This window comes from Kluyvera intermedia, assembly GCF_034424175.1.
In the GTDB taxonomy this organism is placed as follows: Bacteria; Pseudomonadota; Gammaproteobacteria; order Enterobacterales; family Enterobacteriaceae; genus Kluyvera; species Kluyvera intermedia.
On record NZ_CP139986.1, the window covers coordinates 3,442,458 to 3,467,798 of the forward strand.

Consider the following 25,341-nt stretch of genomic DNA (forward strand, 5'->3'; position numbering starts at 1 on the left):
GCTACACTCCAGTAATAATTGCCCAATCGTCTGCAATGCGGTCGAACGTATCGGCATATCGAATGACCTGCATAATCTCGTCAGCTCCAGCATTAAGCGGGTCTGGGTCAACACTGGTTCCGATGAGAATGTAATCGCCTGTGCTGGCGTCGGCGTACTCGCTCCAAATCGTGTTCTTAGCGACTATCTCAGCGCCGATGCTGCCAATGCGCTTGCTTAGGCCGCCTTCGTAGTCACAAAGAATCTGGATTGGTGCCGAGTACCCGAGACTGTCGCCGCTTTCGCTGTAACCGAGCGTTTTCCAGACCGTGGCTTGAGCGGTGTAGCTCCAACTGGCCGCTGCCGACATTATCCATCCCTCCAACTAACCACTACCGCACCCGTAGCGCGAATGGTCACGCAGTTGATAACCCACTCGCCGTCCGTTTTCACGTAGCCGGTAGTCTCTCGCCCGGTGTCCGTTTGCACCCATACGCGAGACAACGCTTTCGGCTTGCTCGCCGTTACCGGTTGCCACTCCATCAGCAGCCCCCGACAACAGCAAAGAACCCGACAGAATTACCCGCGCTAATTGGTAGCTCTCCAGTGCATCCACTCGTATCAAGTTGAGACAGGGAGTTACGTAGCCAGGTGATGCTATCGTCGCCATACTCAAACGAGCGGGAAGCGCCAGACGGCGCACCCTGCGATTTGATGCGGCGCGCACCTGATGACGTAGCCATCAGAGCCGCTGCGTACATCAGAATTAGCTGCGCGGTGCAATCGTCATATCCGGCACCTTCAAGGCACGGGATAATCTTGTTCACCACGCAGAGGATCGGATTAAGCAAAGCGTCAGGGATGGCATACCCCAATTCGGAGAGGAAGCCTTTCACATCGTCAGCCGTAACTGGAGTAGCCATAGTTATTTCCCTTTCTTCTGCAAATCTGCCAGCACTGCTTCTGCATCATCGGCGCGTTTCTTTTCTGCTGCCAGCGCGTCGGCGTGAGCCTTGTCTTTCGCTTCGGCTTCGGCGGCCAGCTTTTCGTTCTGCTCCAGCGCGTCAGCGAGTTGCTTTTGCAGGCCGGTCAGATCTGCTGACGGCGCGGAAGGAGTGGAGACTTCGAAGGAAAGCTTCTCGCCTTTCTTCTTGTCGGTTTCCTTCGCCTTGCCAGTGCTGATCCAGCGCTCAGCTGTTGCGTCGTCCACATCTACCACCGAACCAACCTCCAGTTTGCGGAGATTGGCACCGGCGTGCAGGTTATTTGCCACGATTTCTACCAGTGCCATGATTTATCCTCAGCTCGATGCGTGAATTACGGAGTATTTGTTGTTGATGTCCTGCTTAACCATCAACCCCATTGCGCCCCAGGTGCGCCAGATGTAGTCGCTGTTGTACTCAGGGCGCGGAGATGCAACGGTACCGATAGCCTGGCCGACGATCGGAGCGATAACTCCTGCGCCTAGTGGAACAATGACGATTTCGTTACCAGTCAACTGGCTGTCTTCTTTAATCGCTGCCACGCCGGTCAGTTTCAGGATTTCATCCATGATGGTGCCCGACTGGAAGTTGTCAGAGAAGTAGCGCTCCAGATTGGAGATGATTTCACCGGACACATACCAGGTCTGCTCTGCATACTGACTATTCACTCGGCGCATCTGGTCACGCAAAGCGATCGCGCCTGCACGGATAGCCTGTGATGTCGCAGTGCCAGACGTAAAGTCGATGTTCAGGCCAGAAGCACCGAGGTCGATTTGCGCCACACGCTCATCGTCTTTGATGCCTTTCCAGGTCAACCCATCGAATACGGCGAAGTTACCCGCTTTATCACGGAAACCGTTGAAGATGTAGTCAACGTAACGACGCTGGACGTCTTCAACCGAACCACGCTGCGCATCAGACTGTGACTGCAAGGCCTGAGGGCTGTTGAAAATCGGGTCACGCCACTCAAACTTAAATCCTGAGTCGTGGATCGGCACCATCGTGCCATCGAAGGAATAGCTGCGAGCATCGAGCGCCGCACCAACCTGACCAGACATTGAGGTGTGCGCCCAGCCGCGACCGCCGGTGCGGGCATAGTCGTAGCGTGACTGTTCAATGCGCACTGAACGAGACAGCGGCATCAGGTCATTCAGCAGCGTGAACTCTGTATTCGGTTCGAACTGCTGCAGCACGGTGGTATCGAAAGCGCGGTACAGGCGGCGAATATCATCTACAGCGTTTACCGCGTCCAGATGACCATTCTCGCCAAAGCGCGTACGAGCCAGAAAGTCAGCAACAGCCTGCGCACTGGCATTACGCTCATTTTGCAGGTTGTTGAACTGCCACTGGTTAACTTCTGCGTTACCGGTCTTTTCGCCGATAGACTTGGAGAATACAAACATTCAGTGCTCCTTACTTGAACACAACACGAATCAGATCGCCCGCCACCGCAGTGACAGCTTTATCTTCTTCGATGTAGGCGAATACAACGGCATCAGCGACAACGGCGGTGACGCGACCATTTGCGACGGCAACAGGCTGGCCTTTGGTGTAGGTACCGGCAGCGGCCCGAACGTTCAGGAACATACCTGGCAACGGATGAATGCCAACGACCAACTCATTGGTTGGAATGGCATCATCAACGCTCAGGCAGCGCAGGTAATCTTTGTTTGCCACGTACTTAATCGCTGCTTCTGCACCTGCCACAGAAGCCGTGAATTTATCCGTGGCGCTGAAGAATCCCACGGTTCCAGGCAGAGTAGATGCAGCTGCGCCGCCTTCACGGTTGAGAAGCGGGTTCGGGAATACGCCACCCGCGTGGATGATATGCTTTCCATCTTTAGCCATTATTTACTCCGGCATTTCGCTGACTGATTCTGAGGAATTGACCTGGCGGAATGCACCATTCAGGCCGGTGGAGGACTGGCATTGAGCAAACAAACCATCCAGAGCTGCGCCATCGAGCGCGTTAACAGCAAGGTCGTCCAGGCCAAACTTCGTTTTTACGGCTGCGCGCTTTTCGCCTTTCTCTTTATCTGCATTAACGGTCATGCCAGATTTAACAGCGGCGAGATCATCAGCGAATGGTTTGAACCATGCAGGTGCTTGCTCATTGTTGGTTGCGGTATCTTTGGCCTTCTTATCAGCCTCTTCTTTATCTTTCTTGGCCTTCTCATCAGCATCAGCTTTCGCTTTTGCGTCTTCAGTGACCATCTGGTTATACGCATCCATCAGCTCAGCTTCAGTCTTACCTTCGACTTCTTTGCCTTTCGCTTTCAGCGCGTTCGTGATGAGTTCTTTCATCGGGTTTGCTTCCTCTTTGACGTGCTTAGTGTTGGCGCTGAAAAACGCCATGAAGTGGTTGAGCATCTGCTTTAATGCAGGGTCTTGCGGATCAGGGATATCGCTATCTGATAGGTTTACAGTTTCAATCTGCTGCTCATCTCCATCAGAGTTAACGAAGATGCCTACGCCTTCATCCGGAGTACCGGCGCCAGGCTCATCGAGCAGCACCGCAACATGGTCAAACATCATGTTGGTGGCGATCTCGTTGTACTTCTTGCCCTTCGATTCGCCGTTGGCGGCGATGCCGGAATACAGCAAGCCAGTGGAGATGTGGATGGGGTCAGCGTTGGTACCTGCGAGCATCTCATCCAGGCGGTTAATCAGGCGTTTGCCCTTCTCACTGGATTCGGCGTACTGGCGGTTGACGTACATGTCTCCCGTCACCTTCCCGTCTTTATGGCTGACGTTCTGCAGCCAGGCACCGACGTGGTATTCGTTTACCGCCCGGACATCGCGCGCCGAAACATGCTTGCCGTCCACCTTCGGGTGGCCCAGCGGCATCGGGTTACGCTCAAGCGTGTTGTAGGACTTTTCGATTTCTGCTGCCGGGTACAACTTCCGGTTCATCACGATATCGTCCACGACAGGCGTGATGCCGCGAACCACGATATGTGGCTTGCTGTCGATGGTTTCAGTGGTGATGTTTGAAGCGGAGTTGACGACGGTCAGCACGTTAACGCGGTTGCGTTTCATGCTGGGTCCTCATTAGTGGATTTCAGGCAATAAAAAAGGCCGCCATGGCGACCCTTCTATTTTTTATTTCAAACGAATTCTTGCATCATCAAGATTGATTTTCCTTCTTCCATCGAACAGCTCGACTTCTTTTTTACAGGAAGGGCACCATAATTCGTCAATATCGCGATCTACAGGGGTTTTACAAGTTTTGCAGTAAAGAGTACCGTCTTTATCCCATAGTTGCTCAAACTTCATTTTATAATGGCTTGATGGTTTGCGAAGTTTTGCTATTAGCGCCACCACTGTGATGGCGAGTACAGCGATAGCAAATTCACGCCAGTATACTAAATACGGAGTTATATACCCCCTCGCAAAGCCGTATATAAATTCCTTTCCTGAATCTGTTAGCATGGGTATTGCTATCGACGTGAGAATAAGGAAGATGCCAGTCAATATTTTTTTCATATCAGTAAAGTTGTAAGTTGCGGTTTCTCAACTCTGCATTAGACGTTAATTTTCTTCAGCCGTCCACGCCTTACGCTCTTTCGCTAATTTATCCGCCAGCCCCTCATTGAAGATGCTTCCATCGTCGTTGAGCAGTACCGGAATCTGGCTGCAGTAGCAGTTGTACCGGTTGCCATTCTCAGCGTAGAAGTCCTGAACCTCTTCGGTGGTGTAGACCTTGCCGTGACGACTGGCGTGCCACGCTCTAGTCGATGGCTTCAGTGCTGACAGCCACAGCAAGCCGGTATTCAGCCCAAGTCTGTCAGCTGCCCAGTCTGTTTCGTTCCACTGTGCTTGTCGCAGCGCGCCGACCTGCTCAGTCTGAGCGATGGTCTTCGCCTTCGACATCGACACATCGAGCCGCTTACTGATAACGCTGGCTGTCTCGCGAGGATTGACGCCACGAGCCACCGCATCGGTGATGATATTGGTCAGGTCGCCGCGGGCTGTGTCGCTGATAACCTTCCAGTCACTGAACGTTGTCAGCCTTGCCGCCGCTATCTGGTTTAGATAACCGGGGCTGTTTAAAAGCTGCTGTAACGTCGTCTGACTGGCGTAAATCTGCGACTGCTGTGAAAGGTTGTTGAATGCCTCTAAAGTCCCACGTTGTGCCTCAGCGGAGACGTAATCCATCGCCCACAGGTTTTGCTCGCCGCCATCCAGCAGGTAATCATCCAGAATCGACTGCACCGCCTCGAGCAAATCAGTCAGTTCCTGCGCCGACATGTCGTAGATGAACTTGCCAGCGTTGACCTGGTAGAGCCGCATATCCTCGCCGTGGTCATGGCAAAGGAAGTGCCAGTTATGGCTGTTAACCTCTCGCTCTCGCCCGGTAAGGCGCTGGTCGAACAATGCTTTCAGTGCGCGCTTGATGCCGAGATACCGGTCTTCGATATCCCGGAAAATCGCGGTTACCTGCTTAGCTGAGCGCGTCGGGTCAACTTTGCTTCTCGGAACTATCGGCAGCCCCACCTTTGCCGTCTGTTCTGGTGTCATCGGCCAGTGGATCATCGGTCGTTACCTTCTCTTCTGGTTTCGGCGGTTCTTTCGGCTCAGGTAGCGGGTCAAGGCCAACAATCTCGCGCAGCTCATTAGCGGTAAATGCAGGCTCGCCACCATAGAAGCCAGATGCTTTCTGCACAATGTCAGCCAGTTTCGAAGCGTTCTCGATTTTCTCTTTCTCACCGGGCGCAAGCAGGTCGCTCCATGAGATGGTGACTTCACCTTTGGTTGGGGGATCAATGATGCCCAGAGTCCAGAAACGCTCAAGCAGCGCTGTGATGCGGTCAGTCAGGAAGCCATTACGGCGCGTGTTGCGTCGGATAGCCCAGTCCGTTTTATCCTCGTCGCTAGCCAGTCGCCCGGTCTGCTGACCGAACAGGATGGTAAACGGGATTTGTACGGAGGCTGCCAATTCGTTCGCAGTAACCTCCCAGGTCGGCCCCGGGTCGCCAGGAGTAACACTAAGCACGTGCATCTGCCCGGCCTGCATAACGGCTGCCGCATCGGTACCGCGATTCAGCTTGTTGACCTTGTCGCCCATCGCTTCGCCGAGATCGGCATATCCAGCCTTCTTAGCCTGGTCTGCCAGCGTAGCCATGTCGGTCTCTTTGCTGAACTCGACTGCAATCTGACGGCTAGCATTCTTGAGGAATCCTTCAGCGCCACCTCCGGAAACCTTCTCAAGATCGAGCCCTTTGTTGAAGCCGGCTTCAAGTAGTGGAATGCCTGACAAGACGTTGTCGTCTTCAGACCCTTCGCAGAACAGTATCACCCGACTCGGATGCACCGGTTCGCCACGCATCGGGCCAACGAATGCTTCATCACCGACAGGCTGCTCGTTGAAGTTGAACATCTTCGGCTGACCAAATGTTTCTGACTGACGGTCATTATCCCAATCAGCTACCGTTAACTGCGGTTCCCATACCGGGATAAGCTTCACCAGTGCGGACTGACCGAGCGCCTTCACCAGTTTCATATCTACCGGCTCGTTCCACGGCTTGTTGTCTTTCACCTGCAACAGAAGCGCGGAATATCGCCCGACCATATTGCGGCGATCGGCATCCTTCACCTTTGGCCACCACTTCTTCATGAACTTGGTGACATTCTTTTCCCATGGGTTGGTTTTCTTGGCCTCCTGCGCTTCGTCACCATCCACAATGATCGGGTAATCCTGCCAGCAACCGTCCAGCAACCGATGCACCACAGCAAAGCCAGCGGCGTTACGTCGGTACATGTTGTAGAAGTCGTTGAAGGTGATAGTGCGCGGATAGCCAAACTCCTGGTAAAGCGTCGGGCGTTTCGTGTTGCCGCCACCAATGCCAATGGCATTCAGGTAACTCGCTCGCCGCATTTCAGTGGCGAGGTTGTTCACAGCCAGTTGAAGGCCGTTATCTTGTTCGCTCACTGGCGATGCTCCTTAGAAGAATACTGTGCCGACCTGCTTGCGGTTGTTCTTCGCTACTGCGAAATAACGGAAGCTGTCAGCGCCATGCGATGTGAAGTCATGAAGCGGTTTATCTTTCCAGCAGCCGCGTTTGTCGTCCCACTCCTTTCGGTAGCCCTCAAGATGAGAGATACCCTCAGAACATTTCTCTTCATCGAATACGCAGGACGGGAGGATTTCACGGGCCGATTCAATACCGGTGTCGATCCCAGCCTTTGGCACGACCCGGAAATTCATCGAGTACATCTGACCGTCAATCTCGTAGCCCTCTCGAGCCAGTTCTTTACGTGACTTCGCATCAGCAGCAAACTCGCGGTTCTCGATGTCGTGCGGGCCCCAGTGTTCGCCGTACTCATAGCCACGGTCTTTTAGCACCTTCATGTAGTGCCTCAGACCCTCACCAGAGTTTTCGTAGTAGTCGATGATGTGGAACTCATTGCCAACTTCGCGAACAAACCAGATAGCCGTAGAGTCGCCCACGCCGATATCCCAAAACGTGTGAACCGGGAGGTGTGAGTTATCCGGTATTTGACCGATCCGCTTATTGGTGTAGAGCCAGCGGAACTGCTTGGCGTAATACGCGCCCTCAACAGACTGCTGGAATGCCTCAGACGGAATGGTCGGGTACTCTCGCTTCATATCATCGCCGAGGGTCTTCTCTTTGGCGTGATACCAGGCTTTCTGGCGTTCGTTGACGACTACACCATGCTTTGCTTCCATCTCGGCGAAGTAATCAATCAGGCGCTGCGGTAAAGGCTCTACCGGGTCGATTGCATACTGCGGATTCTTCCACCAGGAGAAGAAGAAAAACTTCCAGTCCAGTGCGGATAACGTTTTTCCCTGCAATAACGCTTTCTCAGCCGTCTGGCAGTAATCGAAGAAATACCCCGCCCGACCCTCTGCCGTGCTTTCGATAGTGGCAAAGCATCCGGTTGACACCGCCTCAAATGCACCAGTGACGATTTCACGGGCTTTATGAGGAAACTTGGCGCATATCTTCCCAAACTCGGACACGTGCAGGTAACGCAGCGTACCACCACGAAATGAGGTACTGACGTATAACGACCCCCCCTTCTGAAATACCAATTCTCCCGAAGAGTCATTGCTCGCTGGGTTCGCAGCTTTTATTTCTTTAGGCAGCTTGTCGTAGGCGTACTTCACTTTCTCGCGGAACAGGCGCTTAGCGTCATTCAACGTGTGGGCAATCAGCGCGCACTTCGCAGACTCGAACAGGGCCGCATCCAACTGGATGATGCACACCTCAGTGGTGAAGCCGAGCTGACGAGCTTTCAGGATGATGTTGCGGGTGTGGATCCCCTCGAAGTATTCGCGCTGCTCAGGTGTCATCCTGAACCGCGTTGGCTTTCCCTCTTTGTCGGTGATCCAGTAAAGATTGTTCAGCCGCCAGTCTTTGTCGGCTAGCAGCTTGATGTGCTCAGGTTTCATTAAGCCCCCTGAGACAGTGAATCCATCAGATTAGACAGGTCATCGACCGTCTTATTTCCTTCCTCGGTGTCGAGGTTATACGCCTTGCGCTCAGCGTTTATCACTTTAATTTGAGCATCAACACCGGCAGTGATCGAACGAGACATTGAGGCGTGATTGTCTTCTGTGATTTCTGCATCCTCGAGGAAGTCGCGCAGCTTATTGGTGATGCCGCGCCATGCAGCCAGACCTTCACGGTGAGCCATGACTACAGCGGCCGCCTCATCGGATGCCTTGTCAATAATCTGCTCATCAGTAACCACTGGTGACTGGTTACCGTCTTTGGTTACCGACTTGGTTACCTTGGCTTTCGTTGCCGCTCTGACCTTTTCTGTCAGGTCGCGCTGCCATCCCTCTTTGTTAGCTCTCTTCAGGATGGTGGCGTGGTTAACGCCATGCTTTTCACCGATGGCCCTTACTGACAATGAACCAGCCCGGTAAGCCGATTCAATGGCCTCCCAATCTGGTTTGCTCATTGGTTACTCCGTTATCTATTTACAGGCTCTGACTTCACCTTCTGGCTGATACCATGCTTAACGATGAAATCACCCACCTTTTGGTAATCAGGCTCGCGCCGCGTCATCATGCAGAATAGTGTTAGCGTCCTGATATAGATGGGAAGCCACCACTTGCTTTTGATTTCAACTGACAGTCTGAACGTCGCCATTGCTTTCTTCCTCTGCTGGCACTGGCGTGAACTGCACGCGCTTCACATCGGCCGGGGCGAAATACAGCCACTCGCCGGTCTCAGTCGCCAGCGGCACAAAGCCATTAACCAGCTCAGGCTGACGTCGTGACATCTTGCCCGTGAAGCTTTCGCCTGTTTGGGTGGTTAGCGTGATTTGGTAGATGTCAGCCATTCAGTTCCACCTCTGCGCCTTCTGCGACAACCTCTTTCTTGAAGCAGATATCAGTTAACCAGTGCCAGTTAGTCAGTGCCGCGACAAACAGCAAAGGCTTCATGTATGGGCGAAGTGTCATTTTATAGGTTAGGGTGCCAATCATAATTTACCTCTGCTTGTCATTATCGAAGCCCCTCAGCGAAGAGCTTCTGTAATGAAGAGCCGTTGTGAAAGTGGCTCTCTTTAACTATCTGTTTTTTCAGCAAAGCGTAAAATTGCGCCCGGCATCAAACGGCAATATCCAGCGTCAACTGAAGCTGTTCACGCCAGAATTCTACATTGGCCTCAATCGCTGGCTTATCCCATCTCCAGCGAGCCATCTCTCTTGCCCCATTGCTGGCTTTTGATTTCCGGTCATCGTGAATACGGCAAGCTTGCTCAAACTTCTGTTGCTCAGTCAGTTCGCCACGAAGCAGGCTATCAATGTGCAAGTCGCACCACACAGCAAAGCGAGCATCACACCAACGGGCAAACGCAACGGAAAGCTTGGGATGTAGCCACGTCCCGCCACCCCTGTCCTTTCGCGCCCTACTGGTTTTTACATACCTCGATTGTGAGGGATGTAAAATTTGAGATTCTTCGCCCGTAAGCGCCTCATCTAAAGCCCGGACGTATTCGAGCGTTTCTGCCAGGCGCATCCAGTTATCTATGCGTTTGCCATATCTTTCAGCAATGCCAGTGACATTGACCCAACCATCGGTATTGAAGCGCACAGCTTCACCTTTGTAATTCAGTGGAATCACATTCATAGCGTTTACCTTTCTTTGAGATGAACCCTTGCCGCAATGGAAATCAGCCCACCGAAGGCTCGCCAGCACAAACTGACTTCCTCAAGGGCTCATTTCAAAGTGGTTGGTTCGGTGTGGTTATGTGCGCATTGCGGTGCGCGGTTTACTGCGGGCATAAAAAAGCCCGACCGAAGTCAGGCTCTGTTATTTGGGTTACGAATCACTTCAGGCACTGGGTAGTGATGTATTCCTGCATGCCGTGAATCATTTTGTCGACGGTGGCGATTCCGTCTCGGTGATCGAAATAATTCCGTCGAGCGTCTGGAGTAAGTTCGGGGGCTCCTGCATCATCCACGCCGGTGGCGGAGGTGGCTTTACGCACGGCTGGGCAAGTTGCGGCGACGCGCAGCCGTTTAGCGCCAGAATCGACATCCCGACGCAAATCGCTAATGGTTTTTTGCGCATCGGCTAGCTCCTTCGTGTATTTGGCATCCAGCGCAGCGACATAACGCTGGCGCGTCTGCATGTCGGTGATGGTTGCTTTTGCCAGAGCGGCTTCGTTAACTGCTGTGTCTCGCTGCTTCTTGTATTCGGTGGCGTTGTCGCGGTAGTGGTTAACGAAGAAAGCCTGCACTCCGATTAGTACGACAACCGACAGCTGCAACCAGTAACGCTTAACCAGCGCGCCAATCACGACAGGAACAGAGCGCGCTCCGCCTCACGTCGACGGGTAAGCCCATTCAGGACTTTGCCGCCAGCTTTATTCCAGCGCAGGAACTCGTCAGCCGCCCCTTGAACATCTCCATCATTAAGCTTTTTCAGCAGAGTAGAAGTAGAGAGCGCCCGGGAACCGACGTTGTAGGCAAACGAGACCAGAGCATCGAACTGACCCTGGGTTAGCTTTACCTTAACCACTTTGAGGACGTCATTCTCAAAGCTAACGAGGCCTGTGCGAAGAAGACGATCTGCAGTTTTCATGTCTATCTTCATTCCGGGTTTTACTGGTTTTCCATCTACAGGATGAGTCCAGCCATAACCGATTGTCCAAGGAGCGCCACCTGTTCCCGGATCAGGATACGCGGTTAAGCTGCATCCCTCGAAATCCTTGATGTTCTTTATCCCTTTTTCACTAGTTTGCATCGTCCACCCCTACTTTCTTGGCAGTGAATTTCTTGATAAGCGATCCGATTGAAGCAGTACCGAGATAGCCAATAAAAACACTGCCGATATAGGCAAGGTTTGTGCTCATACCGATGAACACGAGAATGTCTCTTACGAACCAGGCAAACATCGCGCACATCAATCCATCAATAAGCGTTTTTGATAGCGTGTCACCGTTATAGCGGCCACGCAGATACGCCATGATGAATGCCAGGATCGCACCAATGCCCTGCTCTTTGGCAGCTAGCAAAGCGGCGATGAAGTCTTGTTTGTAGGGCATCTTCATAGTCTCTCTCCTCGCAGTAGAAGCGGGAGCTGTGTTTGTAGTGGGGAAAGGCCGTCAGACACATATGCTACGGGGCATCTGAGTTTGAATGTCTGCGGCCTGCAATAAAAAAGCCCACGGCGAAGTGGGCAAGATGAGGGTAGTGCGTTGAGCTTTCGCTCTTATGGTCCTGGGTAGGTATTTGGTGTGTGGTGACCGGTGCTGTGTTTTCCGGCATGTAAATGAACTACCCGTCGTCGCCATGGTGAGCCTTTACCTCACCATCTAGCTGATAAGTTAGCGCATCAGCCTGCGCATTCACCACAACGATAATTGCACTGCGCCTGTTTCGGTTAGCGTAACGGGATTAACCGGTCACCCCAATGCAATTATCTGTTGTGCAGATACAAAAAAGCCCCGAGCTGTTAACTCAGGGCCATTAAATAGTTGCTCAGCTCACCCCATCCACCTAAGTGACCTTTGATGGGCTACGCTACACGATGTGTTTCATCTCATCTCAGAGAATCATCAGGCGCATTGATTGGTCACCCCGGACACCTACTTGCTGAGCGATGGTGTCGTACGCTCTTGCAAACCTCTCAGCTTGCGATGGTTGGAGTGCCAGACTATGCGTCGAAGATACCAACTAGGCGGTTTAGTGGTGAGAGCCGCCTCTTTCGCCTCACCACCCTAGCTCTTTCGCCTTCGACGTCCGAGCATACACTGATTATGCATCTTCAAAACTTGTTTTCAAGTCTTTTTTGAAAGTTTCTTTATTTTCGATACCAAGTTCTGCAATTAACGTGAAGAAGACAGCAGAATTGAACAACTCAATACACCAACGAACGCGATCGATGCACTGTTTTTCGGTAAGAAATGGGGCGTGGCAGTGCTGCATCCATCGGGCCATATCATTGATGGTCTTTCGCCAGGTGTAATAGTCCTTTCCGATTTCGTAGACGATGCTGTTTGTGGCGAATGATTTGAGAATCATGCGCTCCATGAATTCAGCTTCTTCCTCGTCAGCCGCCTTCCCCATCAGGTCAGATAGTGACTTCTTAGGCCAGATGATAGCCTTTGCCTGGGTGATCAGCTGATCGCCAGTGAATCCCATCTTGCGCAGCCCAGCCAGAACCGTGGTTATGCGCTCTTGCTGCTCACCAGTCCACCCGGTAAGAATCATCGACCACATGCCGCCGCCGTCGGTCAGGTGCTCCGTACCACTCCCGCCAAACTCTCTGCCCCACAATCCGAGCAGAGAGCGAACCCAGCGGCTTTGTGATGGGGTCAGGCGGCGGTATTTCCCCAGGTACGACCGGCGAGGAACGGAGGCCAACTTCATCCAGGAACATTCAGGATCGGCACGCAGTACCGAGGATTTCTGGTAGTTATTGATTTCGGTGCGGGTCATGCTGCCTCCCTGGTTTTGATGAGTTGACGCCTCAGGGCGCTGAAATGCTTCCTGATAGCTTCGAGTTCTTCAACGGTATATCGGTGCGGGGTGTTATCGTTATCGAGTACCTCGACGCGTTCAGTGCCGATTTTGCGTATCAGGCGAATGCGGTACTGCTGCTGATTTCCGGATAACTGAACATTGCAGTGGTGACATTGTTTATTGATATTGTCTTCGGTATAGCGCAGGTGTGATGCCTTACCACGTGAGCGGTAGTGACCTGCTTCCCACTGGACGGTGTCGAACGTTCCGCAACTGATGCATGGCAAATCATGGTCACGCTCACGAATGTAGTCATTAACGACGCGCTGAGTTACGTCTTCCCAATGCCTGAGAGGTTTGACGGCTGCTTTTCGCTTGCGCCATGCAACGCGATCCGCTTTCTGTTTTTCGGCGAGTTGTTTTTCTCGCTTCTTCCCCAGCACCTGTAGAGCGTATTCAGCGCCATGCTCAGGGCAGCACCACCAGACGTTATCGAATGTGGCAGCAAATTTGGTTTTGCAGATTTTGCAGCTGCGGCGGGATGGTTTACGCATTGCGATCACCCCACTGCTTGGCCCACTCGATTTCGATGCGGGACTTCTCGCTGAATTTGACGTTCTGCTGAGTGCCGAACCAGTAGATAGCCTCGATGACTTCAACCATCTGCTTGACGGTCATCTTGCTGGTGCGCTGTCCGAACATCACAATGCCGCCATCCAGACCGGGGGCCATGCGCTGCTCCTGCTTTTTGGATTTGGCAACCATCGCGGTTATCAAATCCTTCCAGTCATCTGAGTCGTATTTGTTGCCGAACCAGAGAACCTGGTCAGAGAGGTCTTTCAGAAGCGGCCACATTTTTTTGTTTTGAATTGCGGTGCGCGTCATCTCTTTGATATCGAGAATCAACGGACGCTTAGCATCCACCGGCAATGCCCGGATGAAGTTGATAGCGTTCTGCTTAACGGATTCGTTAACGAGATGGAATTGTTGCTTCACGCTTCACCTCCGCAGAGGTCAAACGCAGAATGCAGAAAAGCACAGGCGCCGGAAAGCATCTGTGACAGGTGATGTGATACTTGTTTGTTCATTTGCGCCATGTGTCCCCACTTGGCGCCGGATGCATTACAGCCGGGCGTTCAACTCCGACTGCAATGCAATTATCGCTTACTGATTATGATTTATCAAACGATGTTGCGTGACGTTGATGTTCTTTGCGTTCTGCGGAGGATTTAGGCATCAATATTCACCTTGATAGCAAACACCTTCACCGGTTCCGGCCCGAAGTGCGGATGAGTAATCACCTTCACCTCATAGCCGTCATATGGGATGTCGATGCGCTTGCTCAGGTCATCGCGCTTCGGGTAGCCGCGAGTAATTATCAGCCGGTCATACCAGCGACCGAAAATGCGATTTCCCCAGTACGGATTCACCAGCCGGTACTCTTCGACTTTCTCTCCGCGCTTCATCTGGTCGAAGTATTCACCGTTCACTGCCAGTTGCAGGTTAGCCATCACTTCACCTCCCGCGCAGCTTTACGCTTTGCTCTTGCCAGCAAACAAGTAAGCACGAAAGCACGGTGCTGTCGCATTCCTTCAGTCATCACCCCACCTCCTTCGGCGCTGCCGGTAGTGTGCATTCGCACTCCACTGTCCCAAGCATCTGCGGGCAGTGATAAGTTCCGCGTCCGCCGCATTTAGGGCAATTGGTTGACGTTTCCGAGATTTCCCGAAAATATCTGGTTGACGAATCCTCGTTTTTCCGACAATTGCCAGCCTCATAAGCTACGCGCATCCAATGGAACAGGACTTCTGTCATTACACAGCCGCAATCAACATCGATAGAGCCTTCCTGCTGTGAAAGCCACTGCTCAAACGGCAACTCATCACGATTACTTACAGGTTCGAGTTGTTCGGAATTACCGGATAGCTGAAGCATGGCGTCCTCATTGGTGAGGGTACCATCGGACTGAAGCATGGCGGCGCGGCAGGTGTTCCACCCTGCGTGATAATCAGTGAAATTCTCCGTTTTCTTGTAGGCGGGAGGCGCTGGCGGTGCGGCGTAGAGAGGCGTCGAATGCAGGCCTAATATCCCCTCAGCATTGGCGACATAGCCGCTGTCGGTAGTTAATTGGTCACCAGTGCGGGCGTGAACTATCCACGCCACCGGCTCACCCTTCGCCATCCGCAGTTCCCGCAGCTCTCTCATCAGCGAAAGCTGCTTGGGCGTCATACCGTCACGCTCTAACTTCCATATCATCTGGTCGAGTTCTTCGTCGGTTACTGGTACTGTTTGGTTGGTTGTCATGCTGCACCTTCCTGATATTTTTCGAACCAGAACACGACTGGCTTTTCGACCGTCTCAACCAGGCCAAATCGTTCAGCGGTACGGAAGTTGACGCTATAAGCGCGAGCCCTATCAGCCTGTCGCGCAATCTCTTCCCGGAACAGGTCAACGCTAAATGTGGCCTTGAATAGATTGCATGGCGCACAAGCCGGGAACAGATTTTCAATAGCGTCATTCTCAGGCCGCCAGAATTCACCCGTAGCCACCGCGCGGCGTGTACCATTTGACTGGCGTTCGCCAAACTCCCATTTGCGCAGCGCGGCTTCAACGTGGTCTGCATGCCAGCCTTTCTCGGGCAGTTCGCAGCCGCAATAAGCACAACGGCCGCCGAACTTCATACGCAGCTCTGTGCGTTGTTTCTTCGTCAGTGCCATCATGCCTCTCCTTCGATAACCTGGATGCCAGCGGCGCGGTGTGCTTCACGGTATGCCGATACTACGGGGCAGGTATTCGCCATATCAGCGTTAACGCTACCGTCCGCGTTTAGGTACTCTGCTGGCAGCTTCACGGTGACGGTGCGGGACTCTGATTCCAGTGGTGGCAGGTCTGGAGTCTTAACACCAAATAGCGCCGCCAGTGCCCTGTAGTTCTGTTCACTGTGATAGCGACCTTTGCAGCGAACCAGTTTCTCGGCGGCAGCAGTGATTGCCTGCGCCTTCTCCAGCGCCTCTACCAGCGCCAGAACTTCCACAGTATGCATCGCCATATTGAACTCTCCGTGTTCGTTGGCTTTCTCTGCTGTCGCTCGAAGTTGCTGCGCCAGTGCTGTGATATCGTTCATTGGGCCTCCTTTGGGTGCCAGGTGTACACCGGAGCGATAATCACCTCCATGCAGGTTCCGCGCTCATTATGCTGCTCAAGTGCTTCGAGAATGTCTGCGTCGGACTGTGTGTCTCCGTAGCTTCCGACTATGCAAAGCAGATCAACGGGTGCGCCAAGATTTTGCATGGCTATGGTTAACTGTTTAGCCAGTTTCATTTTCATTGCTTCGTCGCTCATTGGGCCTCCTTCTTGACCAGCTTGGTCATGTCGATAATTTCTTCGCACAAATCTGAATATTGAAACGGGCCGCAGTTATGCGAGTTTCTGAGTGCAGAGAATGCAGTCCGACGCAATTCTTTGAGAGCGGTTTCAAGTTCTTGATAGGTCGGCTTGCTCATAGCGCTGCTCCCTGTCGTAACTGGGCGGCGAACTCTTTAGCTACCGTTGAATATGGGTGCTCATGTGGGCCAAGAACTTTCAGGCTGGATGCGAACATCTCAACACCCTGAGCCTTGATGTTTGCAATGGCGGCGTCGGTTGCCGGGGTTTTAGGCCACCCCATGCGTTTTAACGCTGGAGTATCGCGGTAATCATCTTTCAGCCCCGCATTCTCCGCGACCACCGCAGCCAGTTGCTGCTCAAGTTCTTCGTATGTTGGTTTCATGCCATCACCCCGTAAATTGATAAGACCCGACGCATTGCCGCACTGCTACGGCATTCGCTGAAAATTAAATTCGTACTAACCCGACCTGATTTCTCATCGTCAGTCTCCAGCCGGTAATAGACCGTTCGCCAAAGCTTCGACTCGACAACAATCACGCCCTCACGGAATAACGTGTTAGTCGCCTGGCTAATGCAGGATCGGGAGCTTCCGTGAAAAGCGGCTACGTCAGTGGAGTTAAACGAGCGATGTGTTTTCAGGTATTCGATAATTGCTTGTCGTGCTGTCATGACTGGCTCCTGTAGCTATCCCAGGTGAATGACAAGGTGCAGCCGCCGCCGTCGTTCATGCGGTCAATGACGCGCTCCCCGATGAATGCCGATAACTCATCCTTGGTCTGGTTGCTGATCAGAATGGTGGGCTTCATTTTTTCGTACCGAGTGTTGATGATTTCAAACATGATCAGCTTCTCGGCCTCGCTTCCGAACTGAACGCCAACCTCATCAATAATCAGCAGGTCTACATGGGTGAAGTGCGATATCACTTCATCCTCGCTACGGGTTGATGTTTTAGACCATGTCGATTTGAAGTCGCGTGCAATTTTGAGTGCGGTAGTGAATATCACTGAACTCTGGTGATGCTCGATTACGTGGCGAGCTATCGCCAATGCGAGATGATTTTTCCCTGTTCCTGGCTTTCCGCACATCACTAACCCACCGCCTTGCTTAAGACGTTCAGGCCATTTTGCTGCGTATGCCTGGCATACTCGCATGGCGCGATCGGCATCTTTCGTGACTGGTTGGTAGTTATCCAGGGTGCAGGAGGCAAACCGCTCAGGGATGCTCAGAGAGCTAAGCAGAGAATCAATATTTGCCTGCTTAGCGAGCCGCAGAGATTCCTGATGTTCAATTTCACGATCAGCAAGCTTGTCTCTCAGGCATGACGGGCATTTAGATTTCGATGAGATGATTTCTCTTCCAGCGATCACCACTTTTCTGACAAATGCCGAGTAATCACCGTGTTTGCAGCAATTCGCATCGACCTCTTCAAAGGAAACTCCATCCTGCAATTCCGGCTTAGGATTGCTTACTGACTCAAGCTCTCGACGCAATGACTCAATGTCTTTCAGTTGCCCGTCAAGAATCTGTTTGTGCATGTTGATATTCATTGTTAGTCCCTCGCCCACGCAGGAATTTCGGTTTTCCCATAGTCTTTGCCAGCGAAATTCTCTGGAATTCGACTTTGAGGTTTTTGTTGCTGCTTACCAGCTTTAGGCTCAAACAGTCCTTGCCAGCCATTGGCGATGCTCTGGTTAATGATTTCTTCAGGTTGGTATCCGTTGTTCCTACAGCGTTCGAGAAGGTTTATCGATTGTGTAACCGTCTGCTGGGATTTGATTGGCTTCTTCAGGTCATGCCTGTATGAAACCCATGAAGCCCATAGCGAGGAAGATAACCATTCTGGTAATGCCGAATTGTTGGGGTCGAAACTAACGGGCTTAGGCGTCTTATTTGTTTTATTACTATTGTCTTTCTTGTCTTTTGTATGTTTGTCTTTTGTGTTTACCTGATTCGGGTAAGTGTCGTTACCTGATTCGGGTAAACTTTTCTTACCTGATTCGGGTAAAGTTACCTCTTTCAGGTAATGTTTTATTTTCTTACCTGATTCGGGTGAGTTAGCCCACTCGCTGACTGTTTTGTTAATCCCTACACTTCTCCCAGATTGGGAGAAAATCCCACGCTTCACTAATGCACTTTTTGCTGCTGAACATTTATGAGAAAGAATCCCGGTTAGTGCAGAAAGTTGTTCATTGCTAACCCAATCAGATTTCTTGTTAAAGCCATAGGTTTTGCGCATTACAGCCATGAATACCAGTAGCTGATGCTGAGACAAGCCAGCCAGCATGACAGCTTCAAGAAGTTCGTTGGCAATGCGCGTATAGCCATCTTCAAGATCTGCCACGCGCAGCTCCTTAAGTGCCACGTCAGGCACAGGGAAATTGATTACTCTGGCGATATTTGCCATAATTACTCCTGTGAATTGATCCAGTTATTCGGCTAGAATTTCATGGAAATCTGATCAGAGTCCTCGGTTGCCGCCGGGGACTTTTTCTTTGTGAGAACAGCAGCTACTTCCTTCGCAAGACGGGCCATGTCGTCATCGACAACACCCCACTCCAGAACAGCGAGAAGCATTGATAGCTTCGGCAGCATGCTTTCCTTCCAGCGCGTAATACCTGATTTATCCATACCCAGCGCTTTGGCTACGTTAGTGGAGCCACGCATGGCAATCTGATTCAGGATCCAAGACTCGATTTTTCGAGCCTGGTCTTTGTTTCGTGTCGTTGTGGTTTCCATTGTGTAAAGTTCCTTTGTGTTGAAATAGTTAAAAGGCCATGCGCAGATACGCATAGCCATTAAGACTTGTTTGTTATTTGAAGTTAGCTTTTCAGCTACGTAGGCCGGACGGCCGTTGTGAGGGTATTAATTATGCTGCGTGGTGTTCAGGTGGGAACACGTCGTCAAGATTAACGGTTGCGCCTAACTTGTTTAGGCAGTCAACAATCGCTCGACAAGTTTTAAGGTCTGGGTGGCGTCTACCACACTCCCAATGACCTATTGCGCCTTGGCTACATCCAATAATGTCCGCCAACGTTGTTTGGGATACCTTCAAGGACTCCCGATACATTCTTAGGTTGCTCATACATCCTCCATAGTAACCATAACCAGACAATACAATATGTACTTTGATAAAGCAACACAAAAAATACATAACGTGCATGGCTGATTGTAGTACAAAGCGTAATAATGGCGATATGAATATGAAATGGAACGAACTGGCAAGAGCCAGAATGAAAGAGCTTGGCATTACGCAAGAAATGCTGGCTGAAGAGCTTGGAATGACGCAGGGTGGCGTAGGTCACTGGTTGCGTGGATCGCGACATCCATCGTTAGATGAAATCGGGATTATTTTTCAATATCTTGGGATTTCAAATGTTTCATTTAATCATGATGGTACATTCTCGATCTCTGGCCAGGTTACCAATGCGCCAGTGAAAAAGCAGTATGACTACCCAGTATTCTCACATGTACAGGCTGGCATGTTCTCCCCTGAATTTCGCACATTCACCGAGCGTGATGCGGAACGATGGGTAAGCACAACGAAGAAAGCCAGCGACAATGCATTCTGGCTTGAAGTTGATGGTCACTCAATGACAGCACCACCTGGTTCAAAGCCAAGCTTCCCGGAAGGAATGTTGATTCTGGTAGACCCGGAAGAACCGGTCGATCCTGGTGACTTCTGCATTGCTCGCCTTGGTGGCGATGAGTTCACGTTCAAGAAGCTGATCAAAGACAGTGGGCAGGTATTTCTACAGCCGCTAAATCCTCAGTTCCCTATGATGCCATGCAATGAGCATTGCCGGGTTGTAGGGAAGGTTGTTGCATCACAGTGGCCTGAAGAGACGTTTGGGTAAATAAGTTTAGATTAAAACAAACTGTAATCAGTGACAAAATCAAGTTTCCTAGCAAGGGAGTAGTTAGATATGCCACAAATTAAAAAATCAAAAGATTTTAATACTAATTTTGCTGATGTTTTTATCACTACAGGCATGAATATTGGTGACAATGAATATTGTCAGATTACATTTTGCAGGCACATCGTTGATAATATCAGCATCCCTGATGAAGCGAATCCCGATGCTGCCGCCAGTATGTACTTAGAGGCCACCAACACAATTACCCTCCCGATGTCTATGGCAAAAAACATGGCACAGGCAATCCTTAATGCCCATATCGCTGATCCTGGCCTTGTAACTCCATTTGAGAGAAACGTCGAAATAAAGGATTAATTCGTGGATCGCGCCTCAATAGTCAGCTCATCGTCAGCAGCAGTCAAGGTTGACGCATATGTGATGCCTGCATATCATGAAAAAGCAGATGCGCAGCCTATTTTGCCATCAGAACCAATTGAATTCAGTTTAGTGGCCCCTAGAACTAAGCCCACATCTGACGGTCCAAGTAATGCGCGACAAGCAAACTTAGAGGTAGACGACGTGGTCATTTCACGGGAAGAATTGGAAGCTAAACTAGCCCAAAATAAAGCTGAAGTCGATGTAATCGCTGCGGAAATGCGGCGCGAAATGGCTGAGTTTAGGGCTTTTCAGTCGCAGCAATTTACTGCAATAAGCACTTCTATCTCTGAAATCAAATCACAGATTTCCGGAGTCAATGGCGAAGTTACTGGCCTCAAAGGCCAGATTGATGGATTGAAAACAACATCTGCAACCTTGCAATGGATGGTGGGGGCAATATTAGCTTTATTAGCTGTAATTCTCGCTCTCCCTCAAATGCAATCTTACCTTAAACCTGTCGACAACCATCAAACTCAAAGCGTACCTGTAAATCAACCTCAGCCCACCGCTACCGAAAGTCACAAATAACCCGGCCACCGCGCCGGGTTTTTATTTGACCAGACTATTCATGGTGTTAAGATGATTCCGATTGCAATCAAGGGAAATATAAAATGAAGAAAGTAGTTCTTTTAGCGCTTGGAGCGCTTTTATTGTCTGGCTGTACTGTTCGTGTGGCCGATCTGACTGTGGCAAGCACCAAAAATTACAACCTCAACGGTGGTAAGTTCTACAAAGGTAAGCGAGTTACTGCTGAGGACAGCTATCCAGTAATCATCTTCCCTACTGGCATTCCTAACGTCAAAACCGCAGCAGACCGTGCGATCGAGAAAGACCGCTGCGCTGTTGGTCTGAGCGATGTTGTGGTAACGCAGCTCAACCACGCGTTTATCTTCGGTAAAATCGGCCTACGCGTAGAAGGCAACTTAGTCATTGACCGTAGCCTTCCTGGTTGCGAAAACGCGAGCTAAGTTCACTTCAACCCGGCCACCGCGCCGGGTTTTTACTGCCTCCACCCTTCCCTTTCCCTCTGCTCTTCTAGCTCATTCACTCTTTCGAAATTTTTTCTTTTCTTCATGATAGATATGAGTTGGCGATAGCCATGATGCGCTGGCGCGTAAAATTCCATATAGTATTTTTTCCCGGTCAGCTCTTCATACTCAGCAGCCTGATTATCATGCTTTTCCTTCAAAGCGGGAAAAGACAACTCGCCCAAAGCTATCTGCTGCTCACATAGCTGAACAGCCCTTTCCAGGTTGTCATCTATATCCCTTAACTTGTAGTGCCTTTTTATTTCTTCTTGAAGTTTAAAGTGCAGATCTATCACCTGGCTTCCGCTAAGCCACCGCAACTTATCCACCCATTCTTTCTTATCCATAACCATGCCCTCTTTGGTGTTTTTATGAGCATATCACCACAGATTAAAAATAAATACCTCACTCAAACAATACGTTATGGTGTTTTCTTTGATTTATAGAACAAATTGTATTGACCAATTACAAGTACAACATGTACTATTAATTCCATCAACAGGACGCAACATTCACCAGGACGGTGAGAATACAACGATTCAGTGATGAATCTACGCGGCTGAAAAGCCGAAACAACCAAAGTGAACTTTGGGGTGAATGCAGAAGCTAACCTTCTCGGCGGAGGCGCTTGGCAATGAGTTCGCGACCGGAGTTAGTCGCCCGGCTGTGTTCACCACCAAAGTTCATTAGGAGGTCACCATGTCCCGCAGAACAGCATTCAATGGTTCAGCTTCAGGCCGCCGCCGTGAGCGACGCGCAGCTCTCCAGAGCGAATTAACAAGCAGTACCGAAACATTGCACCGCCCTACTCTTAGCCGCGCTCAGAAGCAGGCTCATGGCTCGCATTTCACACCTTCATGCATCGAAGAAGCAACGGCTATTAAGTCCGTTTCTCAGGATGCCAAGTCTCAGCAGGATGAGTACAAACGCCAGCTGGAACGCGCGGTAATTGTATTTGGTTATGAGTTTGGCCATGCGCAGTTGGAGTCAGGAATGTGTCTGCCAGATGTGGCTTTATACGCAGCGGGGCATCGCAAATCCAAACAAGTCACCGCTCGCTGATTTGAGGATGAATATGAAAAACAGCGTTAAATGTCCGGTCTGTGGCCGTGACTTCGACCCACGCACACCGGTCTGCCACATCAGCAAGTATCACCAGTCTGCGAAGAATTGCGAGCTGGAGAAGATTCGAGACGCCAGGCGCAGATATTACACGCAACATTCAGGCCGATAGCTCTTCACGAGGGGCTGACGGTAAACAAACAGAGAGGTGAGTATGGAAGAAACCACAAATGAACTGGTCAGGAAAATGGCTGACCAGTTTTTAAAGGAAATGGAAGTTATTTCAGCGAACCAACAACGCTTTCAATTTCTTTTTGACGCTTATCAAAAGAGTCAACGAGAGAGTCTGGAGCGCCGTTAACTGAGAGTTCGTAAGACTCTTTCAGCACTGCCCTTGCTTGTTGTGTTACTTCAGCAGGCAGATGCGCAATCGTAGCCATGAGGACGGCCTTGAGTGCGTTGTTTTTAGTCTCAAGCTCATCAACTCTTGCGCTCAATTCCTTAACTAAATATTCAACTTTAACTTCTGACATAAATAAATCCTTTTTATGACTGTGGAAACACCAGTCTACGGCTTTCCTTTGACTGTGGAAAGCAGGGAAGCCACGCGCCGGGCGTGGATAAATATCCCGGCACTAATCTGACATAGGCTGCCTAACTGGCGGCCTTTTTATTGGTAACTACAGAGGGTAAGAGGATGGAAGGATTGCAACCGACTCAGGCCATGATAGATGCAGGAATTAAAGAACTTATCGAAAACGGTGTGGATATTGAAACCTTGTGGGGTGATATCGAAATAAGCCTTGAAGATTTGCTGTGCTTTGTATGGCAGGCGATGAAATCTGCACAAATCGAATGACCCGCTCCGGCGGGTTTTTTCATACCTCAGCAGCTTCTCAGAGGCTGTTCAGTTATGAAGCGGCTATCCAACCGCAATGACGCAACAGTACAAACTGGCACGGCGTCGAATGCATTTCAACGTTCAGCGGCGCGGCTTAAGCGCGGAGATGATTATGAGTAATACGGAATTAGCTTTGAAGATATTCATCATTTGGTTTATTGGCGTGTTCCTGCTTGGCATTGCCATCAACTTAACGACCAAAAAGGAATACAGAAAAACACTCAAGGAACTTGCAGTGGAGCACATACGAATGACCACCGTATTTGGTGGTGTGGGCGCTGTAATTTGTGCGCTTGTCTGGATTTTATTCGAGGTGTTTTGAAATGACTATCAACCACAAGTTACTCATTCAGGCACAACAGAAAGCCCGTGCAGCACGTCAGAACGGTGACGGCGCTAAGTGGATGGAAGCCAACGAAGAGATGAAGAAAGCGGCTGGTATGCCGTGGTATCGCGGGAATGTGGCGGGAGGTACTCAGTATGGAATGGATTAAGTGCAGCGACCAGATGCCATCTAATGACCTTGATGTAACACTATTCTCACCAACTATTGGCGTTTTTAACGGTTATTTTTGGCGCGTCCAAATTTGTAATGAATCAGTAGGGTTTTATAGCAACAGTGGTGAGCACGATGATGGATTGAAGAGTGATGTTACCCACTGGCAACCGCTTCCCAAGCCACCAACAGAATAACCCCCCCTCCCTTTCCTCTCTGGCAGTCATTCAGATGCCGGGCAGCGCTTACACACAATTCAGGAGAACTCATGAGCGAGTTGACCGTAATCGAAATCAAACCAGACCAGGCTCCGGCGCTTTATGTGCCAAACGGGCTTGATGCTTATCTCGAACAGATCCGACAGTTGTCTCAGGAAGTCCCTGATGTAACCACCAAAAAAGGCCGAGACCGCATTGGCAGTCTGGCCCGCGCCGTTGGCTCAAGTAAAAAGGCGATTGAGGATCCGGGCCGTGCTTATCTGAAGCACCTCAAGGAAGCAGTGAAGCCAGCAGAAGAAGAACTGCGCCGATTCACTCGTGAGTGTGATGGTATTCGCGACGCCATCCTGAAGCCTCGTGACGATTGGGAGGCAGAGCAGGAACGCATCAAGGTAGGGGAAAAAGCCAAGCGAGAATCTGAGGAACTAGCTAAGGAGATTGAACTGGCTCACAGGGAAGCGATCCTGGATAACATCGAATATGACCGTGAACTGGCAGAGAAGAAAGCCGAAGCCGAACGCCAGCGCATTGCTCACGAAGAAGAGTTGAAACGTCAGGCAGCGGAAAAAGCCAAGCGCGAAGCAGAAGAGAAAGCAGCGGCCGAACTGGCGGCGGCGAAGAAACGTGAAGAAGATGCGATCGCTGCAAAGGCTCAGGCTGAATTGCTGGCTAAGCAAGCACAGGAACGCGCAGAGCGGGAAGCTAAAGAGGCACAAGAGCGCACAGCAAAACTGGCGCAGGAAGCGCGTGAACAAGCTGAGCGTGAAAAGCAAGAAGCTATTGCCGCCGAGCAGCGCAAAGCTCAGGAAGAAGCGACTCGCATTAAGCGTGAGGCTGAGCAGAAAGAAGCGGCACGACTGGCAGAAGAGAAACGCATCGCTGATGAAAAGGCCAAGCGTGAAGCTGATGTTAAGCACCGCAAAGCGATCGACACAGACATTGTGAACGCGCTCACCGCAAACTCCAGCATCAGCCGTTACCAGGCTATCGAAGTACTTACCGCTCTGATGAACGGCCTGATACCACATTCCAACATTAATTACTGAGG

The 25,341-nt window shown here is 50.9% G+C and carries 44 protein-coding genes and 1 pseudogene; 10 read left to right on the plus strand and 35 right to left on the minus strand.

Features of this window, described 5'->3' with window-relative positions:
* Window position 1 precedes the first annotated feature (1 nt).
* The 33 genes and pseudogenes from U0026_RS16630 to U0026_RS16790 all read right to left on the minus strand — a co-directional run bounded on the left by U0026_RS16630 (window position 2) and on the right by U0026_RS16790 (window position 19,378).
* Window positions 2–349 carry a hypothetical protein gene (locus U0026_RS16630; RefSeq protein ID WP_062777055.1) on the minus strand — a complete coding sequence of 116 codons (348 nt, stop codon included), beginning with the start codon at window positions 347–349 and terminating at the stop codon, window positions 2–4.
* Window positions 349–522: a hypothetical protein gene (locus U0026_RS16635; protein WP_062777053.1), complete on the minus strand. Its 174-nt coding sequence runs from the start codon at window positions 520–522 to the stop codon at window positions 349–351. Before U0026_RS16635 ends, U0026_RS16630 begins: the two co-directional genes overlap by 1 nt.
* Window positions 522–902 carry a DUF7370 family protein gene (locus U0026_RS16640; RefSeq protein ID WP_062777052.1) on the minus strand — a complete coding sequence of 127 codons (381 nt, stop codon included), beginning with the start codon at window positions 900–902 and terminating at the stop codon, window positions 522–524. Before U0026_RS16640 ends, U0026_RS16635 begins: the two co-directional genes overlap by 1 nt.
* A gap of 2 nt (window positions 903–904) precedes the next feature.
* Window positions 905–1,270: a hypothetical protein gene (locus U0026_RS16645; protein ID WP_062777050.1), complete on the minus strand. Its 366-nt coding sequence runs from the start codon at window positions 1,268–1,270 to the stop codon at window positions 905–907.
* A gap of 9 nt (window positions 1,271–1,279) precedes the next feature.
* On the minus strand, window positions 1,280–2,365 hold the full coding sequence (locus U0026_RS16650; protein WP_062777048.1) for a major capsid protein: 1,086 nt from the start codon (window positions 2,363–2,365) through the stop codon (window positions 1,280–1,282).
* Window positions 2,366–2,375: 10 nt separating this feature from the next.
* Window positions 2,376–2,810, minus strand: coding sequence for a hypothetical protein (locus U0026_RS16655; protein ID WP_062777046.1), 435 nt, complete (start codon window positions 2,808–2,810; stop codon window positions 2,376–2,378).
* Window positions 2,811–2,813: 3 nt separating this feature from the next.
* Window positions 2,814–4,001, minus strand: a complete 1,188-nt coding sequence (locus tag U0026_RS16660) for a DUF2213 domain-containing protein (RefSeq protein ID WP_062777044.1) — start codon at window positions 3,999–4,001, stop codon at window positions 2,814–2,816.
* A gap of 63 nt (window positions 4,002–4,064) precedes the next feature.
* Entirely contained in the window at window positions 4,065–4,394 is a 330-nt protein-coding gene (locus U0026_RS16665; protein WP_126440818.1) for a hypothetical protein, read from the minus strand.
* A gap of 99 nt (window positions 4,395–4,493) precedes the next feature.
* Window positions 4,494–5,498 carry a phage minor head protein gene (locus U0026_RS16670; RefSeq protein WP_073971174.1) on the minus strand — a complete coding sequence of 335 codons (1,005 nt, stop codon included), beginning with the start codon at window positions 5,496–5,498 and terminating at the stop codon, window positions 4,494–4,496.
* Window positions 5,425–6,894, minus strand: a complete 1,470-nt coding sequence (locus U0026_RS16675) for a DUF1073 domain-containing protein (RefSeq protein WP_062777040.1) — start codon at window positions 6,892–6,894, stop codon at window positions 5,425–5,427. Before U0026_RS16675 ends, U0026_RS16670 begins: the two co-directional genes overlap by 74 nt.
* Before the next feature lie 12 nt (window positions 6,895–6,906).
* A complete protein-coding gene (locus U0026_RS16680; RefSeq protein WP_062777038.1) occupies window positions 6,907–8,379 on the minus strand; it encodes a hypothetical protein in 1,473 nt (490 codons plus the stop codon).
* Window positions 8,379–8,894, minus strand: a complete 516-nt coding sequence (locus U0026_RS16685) for a hypothetical protein (RefSeq protein WP_062777036.1) — start codon at window positions 8,892–8,894, stop codon at window positions 8,379–8,381. The genes U0026_RS16680 and U0026_RS16685 overlap by 1 nt, the downstream gene beginning before the upstream one ends.
* A gap of 165 nt (window positions 8,895–9,059) precedes the next feature.
* The gene (locus tag U0026_RS16690; RefSeq protein WP_062777032.1) at window positions 9,060–9,278 is read right to left on the minus strand and encodes a hypothetical protein; all 219 of its coding nucleotides are present in this window, start codon (window positions 9,276–9,278) and stop codon (window positions 9,060–9,062) included.
* Window positions 9,271–9,423, minus strand: a complete 153-nt coding sequence (locus tag U0026_RS16695; protein ID WP_023311425.1) for a hypothetical protein — start codon at window positions 9,421–9,423, stop codon at window positions 9,271–9,273. The genes U0026_RS16690 and U0026_RS16695 overlap by 8 nt, the downstream gene beginning before the upstream one ends.
* 124 nt (window positions 9,424–9,547) lie before the next feature.
* Window positions 9,548–10,069 carry a KilA-N domain-containing protein gene (locus tag U0026_RS16700; protein ID WP_062777030.1) on the minus strand — a complete coding sequence of 174 codons (522 nt, stop codon included), beginning with the start codon at window positions 10,067–10,069 and terminating at the stop codon, window positions 9,548–9,550.
* Between the two features lie 199 nt (window positions 10,070–10,268).
* Window positions 10,269–10,742, minus strand: coding sequence for a lysis protein (locus tag U0026_RS16705; RefSeq protein ID WP_062777028.1), 474 nt, complete (start codon window positions 10,740–10,742; stop codon window positions 10,269–10,271).
* The gene (locus U0026_RS16710) at window positions 10,739–11,188 is read right to left on the minus strand and encodes a lysozyme (protein ID WP_062777026.1); all 450 of its coding nucleotides are present in this window, start codon (window positions 11,186–11,188) and stop codon (window positions 10,739–10,741) included. The genes U0026_RS16705 and U0026_RS16710 overlap by 4 nt, the downstream gene beginning before the upstream one ends.
* A complete protein-coding gene (locus U0026_RS16715; RefSeq protein WP_062777024.1) occupies window positions 11,178–11,495 on the minus strand; it encodes a phage holin, lambda family in 318 nt (105 codons plus the stop codon). The genes U0026_RS16710 and U0026_RS16715 overlap by 11 nt, the downstream gene beginning before the upstream one ends.
* 706 nt (window positions 11,496–12,201) lie before the next feature.
* Window positions 12,202–12,885: a DUF1133 family protein gene (locus U0026_RS16720; RefSeq protein ID WP_062777022.1), complete on the minus strand. Its 684-nt coding sequence runs from the start codon at window positions 12,883–12,885 to the stop codon at window positions 12,202–12,204.
* Complete coding sequence (locus tag U0026_RS16725) at window positions 12,882–13,463, minus strand: recombination protein NinG (protein ID WP_062777020.1); 582 nt, start codon at window positions 13,461–13,463, stop codon at window positions 12,882–12,884. The genes U0026_RS16720 and U0026_RS16725 overlap by 4 nt, the downstream gene beginning before the upstream one ends.
* Window positions 13,456–13,905 (minus strand): recombination protein NinB, encoded by a 450-nt coding sequence (locus tag U0026_RS16730; protein ID WP_062777018.1) that lies wholly within the window; start codon window positions 13,903–13,905, stop codon window positions 13,456–13,458. The genes U0026_RS16725 and U0026_RS16730 overlap by 8 nt, the downstream gene beginning before the upstream one ends.
* A gap of 233 nt (window positions 13,906–14,138) precedes the next feature.
* Window positions 14,139–14,420 carry a hypothetical protein gene (locus tag U0026_RS16735; protein WP_062777016.1) on the minus strand — a complete coding sequence of 94 codons (282 nt, stop codon included), beginning with the start codon at window positions 14,418–14,420 and terminating at the stop codon, window positions 14,139–14,141.
* Window positions 14,421–14,508: 88 nt separating this feature from the next.
* Window positions 14,509–15,213, minus strand: coding sequence for a hypothetical protein (locus U0026_RS16740; RefSeq protein ID WP_062777014.1), 705 nt, complete (start codon window positions 15,211–15,213; stop codon window positions 14,509–14,511).
* On the minus strand, window positions 15,210–15,626 hold the full coding sequence (locus U0026_RS16745) for an HNH endonuclease (protein ID WP_062777013.1): 417 nt from the start codon (window positions 15,624–15,626) through the stop codon (window positions 15,210–15,212). Before U0026_RS16745 ends, U0026_RS16740 begins: the two co-directional genes overlap by 4 nt.
* A gap of 146 nt (window positions 15,627–15,772) precedes the next feature.
* Window positions 15,773–15,901: pseudogene (locus U0026_RS22785) on the minus strand (ead/Ea22-like family protein); the annotation flags it as partial.
* Between the two features lie 128 nt (window positions 15,902–16,029).
* On the minus strand, window positions 16,030–16,251 hold the full coding sequence (locus U0026_RS16755) for a hypothetical protein (RefSeq protein WP_062777009.1): 222 nt from the start codon (window positions 16,249–16,251) through the stop codon (window positions 16,030–16,032).
* Window positions 16,248–16,412, minus strand: a complete 165-nt coding sequence (locus U0026_RS16760) for a hypothetical protein (protein ID WP_164717408.1) — start codon at window positions 16,410–16,412, stop codon at window positions 16,248–16,250. The genes U0026_RS16755 and U0026_RS16760 overlap by 4 nt, the downstream gene beginning before the upstream one ends.
* Window positions 16,409–16,678, minus strand: a complete 270-nt coding sequence (locus U0026_RS16765; RefSeq protein ID WP_062777008.1) for a hypothetical protein — start codon at window positions 16,676–16,678, stop codon at window positions 16,409–16,411. Before U0026_RS16765 ends, U0026_RS16760 begins: the two co-directional genes overlap by 4 nt.
* Window positions 16,675–16,965, minus strand: a complete 291-nt coding sequence (locus U0026_RS16770; protein ID WP_062777006.1) for a hypothetical protein — start codon at window positions 16,963–16,965, stop codon at window positions 16,675–16,677. Before U0026_RS16770 ends, U0026_RS16765 begins: the two co-directional genes overlap by 4 nt.
* A complete protein-coding gene (locus tag U0026_RS16775) occupies window positions 16,962–17,843 on the minus strand; it encodes an ATP-binding protein (RefSeq protein WP_241974016.1) in 882 nt (293 codons plus the stop codon). The genes U0026_RS16770 and U0026_RS16775 overlap by 4 nt, the downstream gene beginning before the upstream one ends.
* A 2-nt stretch (window positions 17,844–17,845) precedes the next feature.
* Window positions 17,846–18,700 carry a replication protein gene (locus U0026_RS16780; protein ID WP_062777004.1) on the minus strand — a complete coding sequence of 285 codons (855 nt, stop codon included), beginning with the start codon at window positions 18,698–18,700 and terminating at the stop codon, window positions 17,846–17,848.
* A gap of 32 nt (window positions 18,701–18,732) precedes the next feature.
* Window positions 18,733–19,032 carry a CII family transcriptional regulator gene (locus U0026_RS16785; protein ID WP_062777002.1) on the minus strand — a complete coding sequence of 100 codons (300 nt, stop codon included), beginning with the start codon at window positions 19,030–19,032 and terminating at the stop codon, window positions 18,733–18,735.
* 130 nt (window positions 19,033–19,162) lie between these two features.
* Complete coding sequence (locus U0026_RS16790; protein ID WP_073971171.1) at window positions 19,163–19,378, minus strand: helix-turn-helix transcriptional regulator; 216 nt, start codon at window positions 19,376–19,378, stop codon at window positions 19,163–19,165.
* 76 nt (window positions 19,379–19,454) lie between these two features.
* Here U0026_RS16790 and U0026_RS16795 point away from each other — a divergent pair, with 76 nt between their 5' ends.
* From U0026_RS16795 to U0026_RS16810, 4 genes are all read left to right on the plus strand, one after another.
* A complete protein-coding gene (locus U0026_RS16795; RefSeq protein WP_126440822.1) occupies window positions 19,455–20,150 on the plus strand; it encodes a LexA family protein in 696 nt (231 codons plus the stop codon).
* A gap of 69 nt (window positions 20,151–20,219) precedes the next feature.
* On the plus strand, window positions 20,220–20,525 hold the full coding sequence (locus tag U0026_RS16800) for a hypothetical protein (protein WP_057101628.1): 306 nt from the start codon (window positions 20,220–20,222) through the stop codon (window positions 20,523–20,525).
* 3 nt (window positions 20,526–20,528) lie between these two features.
* The gene (locus tag U0026_RS16805) at window positions 20,529–21,116 is read left to right on the plus strand and encodes a hypothetical protein (RefSeq protein ID WP_174525772.1); all 588 of its coding nucleotides are present in this window, start codon (window positions 20,529–20,531) and stop codon (window positions 21,114–21,116) included.
* An 83-nt stretch (window positions 21,117–21,199) separates the two neighbouring features.
* Window positions 21,200–21,556, plus strand: coding sequence for a hypothetical protein (locus U0026_RS16810; protein ID WP_062776998.1), 357 nt, complete (start codon window positions 21,200–21,202; stop codon window positions 21,554–21,556).
* A gap of 32 nt (window positions 21,557–21,588) precedes the next feature.
* Here U0026_RS16810 and U0026_RS16815 read toward each other — a convergent pair whose 3' ends face one another.
* The gene (locus tag U0026_RS16815) at window positions 21,589–21,963 is read right to left on the minus strand and encodes a hypothetical protein (protein WP_062776997.1); all 375 of its coding nucleotides are present in this window, start codon (window positions 21,961–21,963) and stop codon (window positions 21,589–21,591) included.
* Between the two features lie 352 nt (window positions 21,964–22,315).
* Between U0026_RS16815 and U0026_RS16820 the strand changes: the two genes are divergently transcribed.
* The gene (locus tag U0026_RS16820; protein WP_062776995.1) at window positions 22,316–22,678 is read left to right on the plus strand and encodes a transcriptional antitermination N peptide; all 363 of its coding nucleotides are present in this window, start codon (window positions 22,316–22,318) and stop codon (window positions 22,676–22,678) included.
* 278 nt (window positions 22,679–22,956) lie between these two features.
* On the opposite strand, the gene U0026_RS16825 is transcribed toward U0026_RS16820, so the two are convergent.
* A complete protein-coding gene (locus U0026_RS16825; protein WP_062776993.1) occupies window positions 22,957–23,211 on the minus strand; it encodes a hypothetical protein in 255 nt (84 codons plus the stop codon).
* Window positions 23,212–23,375: 164 nt separating this feature from the next.
* On the opposite strand from U0026_RS16825, the gene U0026_RS16830 reads away from it, so the two are divergent.
* The 5 genes from U0026_RS16830 to U0026_RS16850 all read left to right on the plus strand — a co-directional run bounded on the left by U0026_RS16830 (window position 23,376) and on the right by U0026_RS16850 (window position 25,339).
* The gene (locus tag U0026_RS16830) at window positions 23,376–23,537 is read left to right on the plus strand and encodes a hypothetical protein (protein WP_156484212.1); all 162 of its coding nucleotides are present in this window, start codon (window positions 23,376–23,378) and stop codon (window positions 23,535–23,537) included.
* Window positions 23,538–23,691: 154 nt separating this feature from the next.
* Window positions 23,692–23,901: a hypothetical protein gene (locus tag U0026_RS16835; RefSeq protein ID WP_062777167.1), complete on the plus strand. Its 210-nt coding sequence runs from the start codon at window positions 23,692–23,694 to the stop codon at window positions 23,899–23,901.
* A 1-nt stretch (window position 23,902) separates the two neighbouring features.
* On the plus strand, window positions 23,903–24,073 hold the full coding sequence (locus U0026_RS16840) for a host cell division inhibitory peptide Kil (protein ID WP_062776991.1): 171 nt from the start codon (window positions 23,903–23,905) through the stop codon (window positions 24,071–24,073).
* Entirely contained in the window at window positions 24,060–24,272 is a 213-nt protein-coding gene (locus U0026_RS16845) for a DUF551 domain-containing protein (RefSeq protein ID WP_073971170.1), read from the plus strand. Before U0026_RS16840 ends, U0026_RS16845 begins: the two co-directional genes overlap by 14 nt.
* 71 nt (window positions 24,273–24,343) lie before the next feature.
* Entirely contained in the window at window positions 24,344–25,339 is a 996-nt protein-coding gene (locus U0026_RS16850; RefSeq protein WP_062776990.1) for a coiled-coil domain-containing protein, read from the plus strand.
* Window positions 25,340–25,341 lie beyond the last annotated feature (2 nt).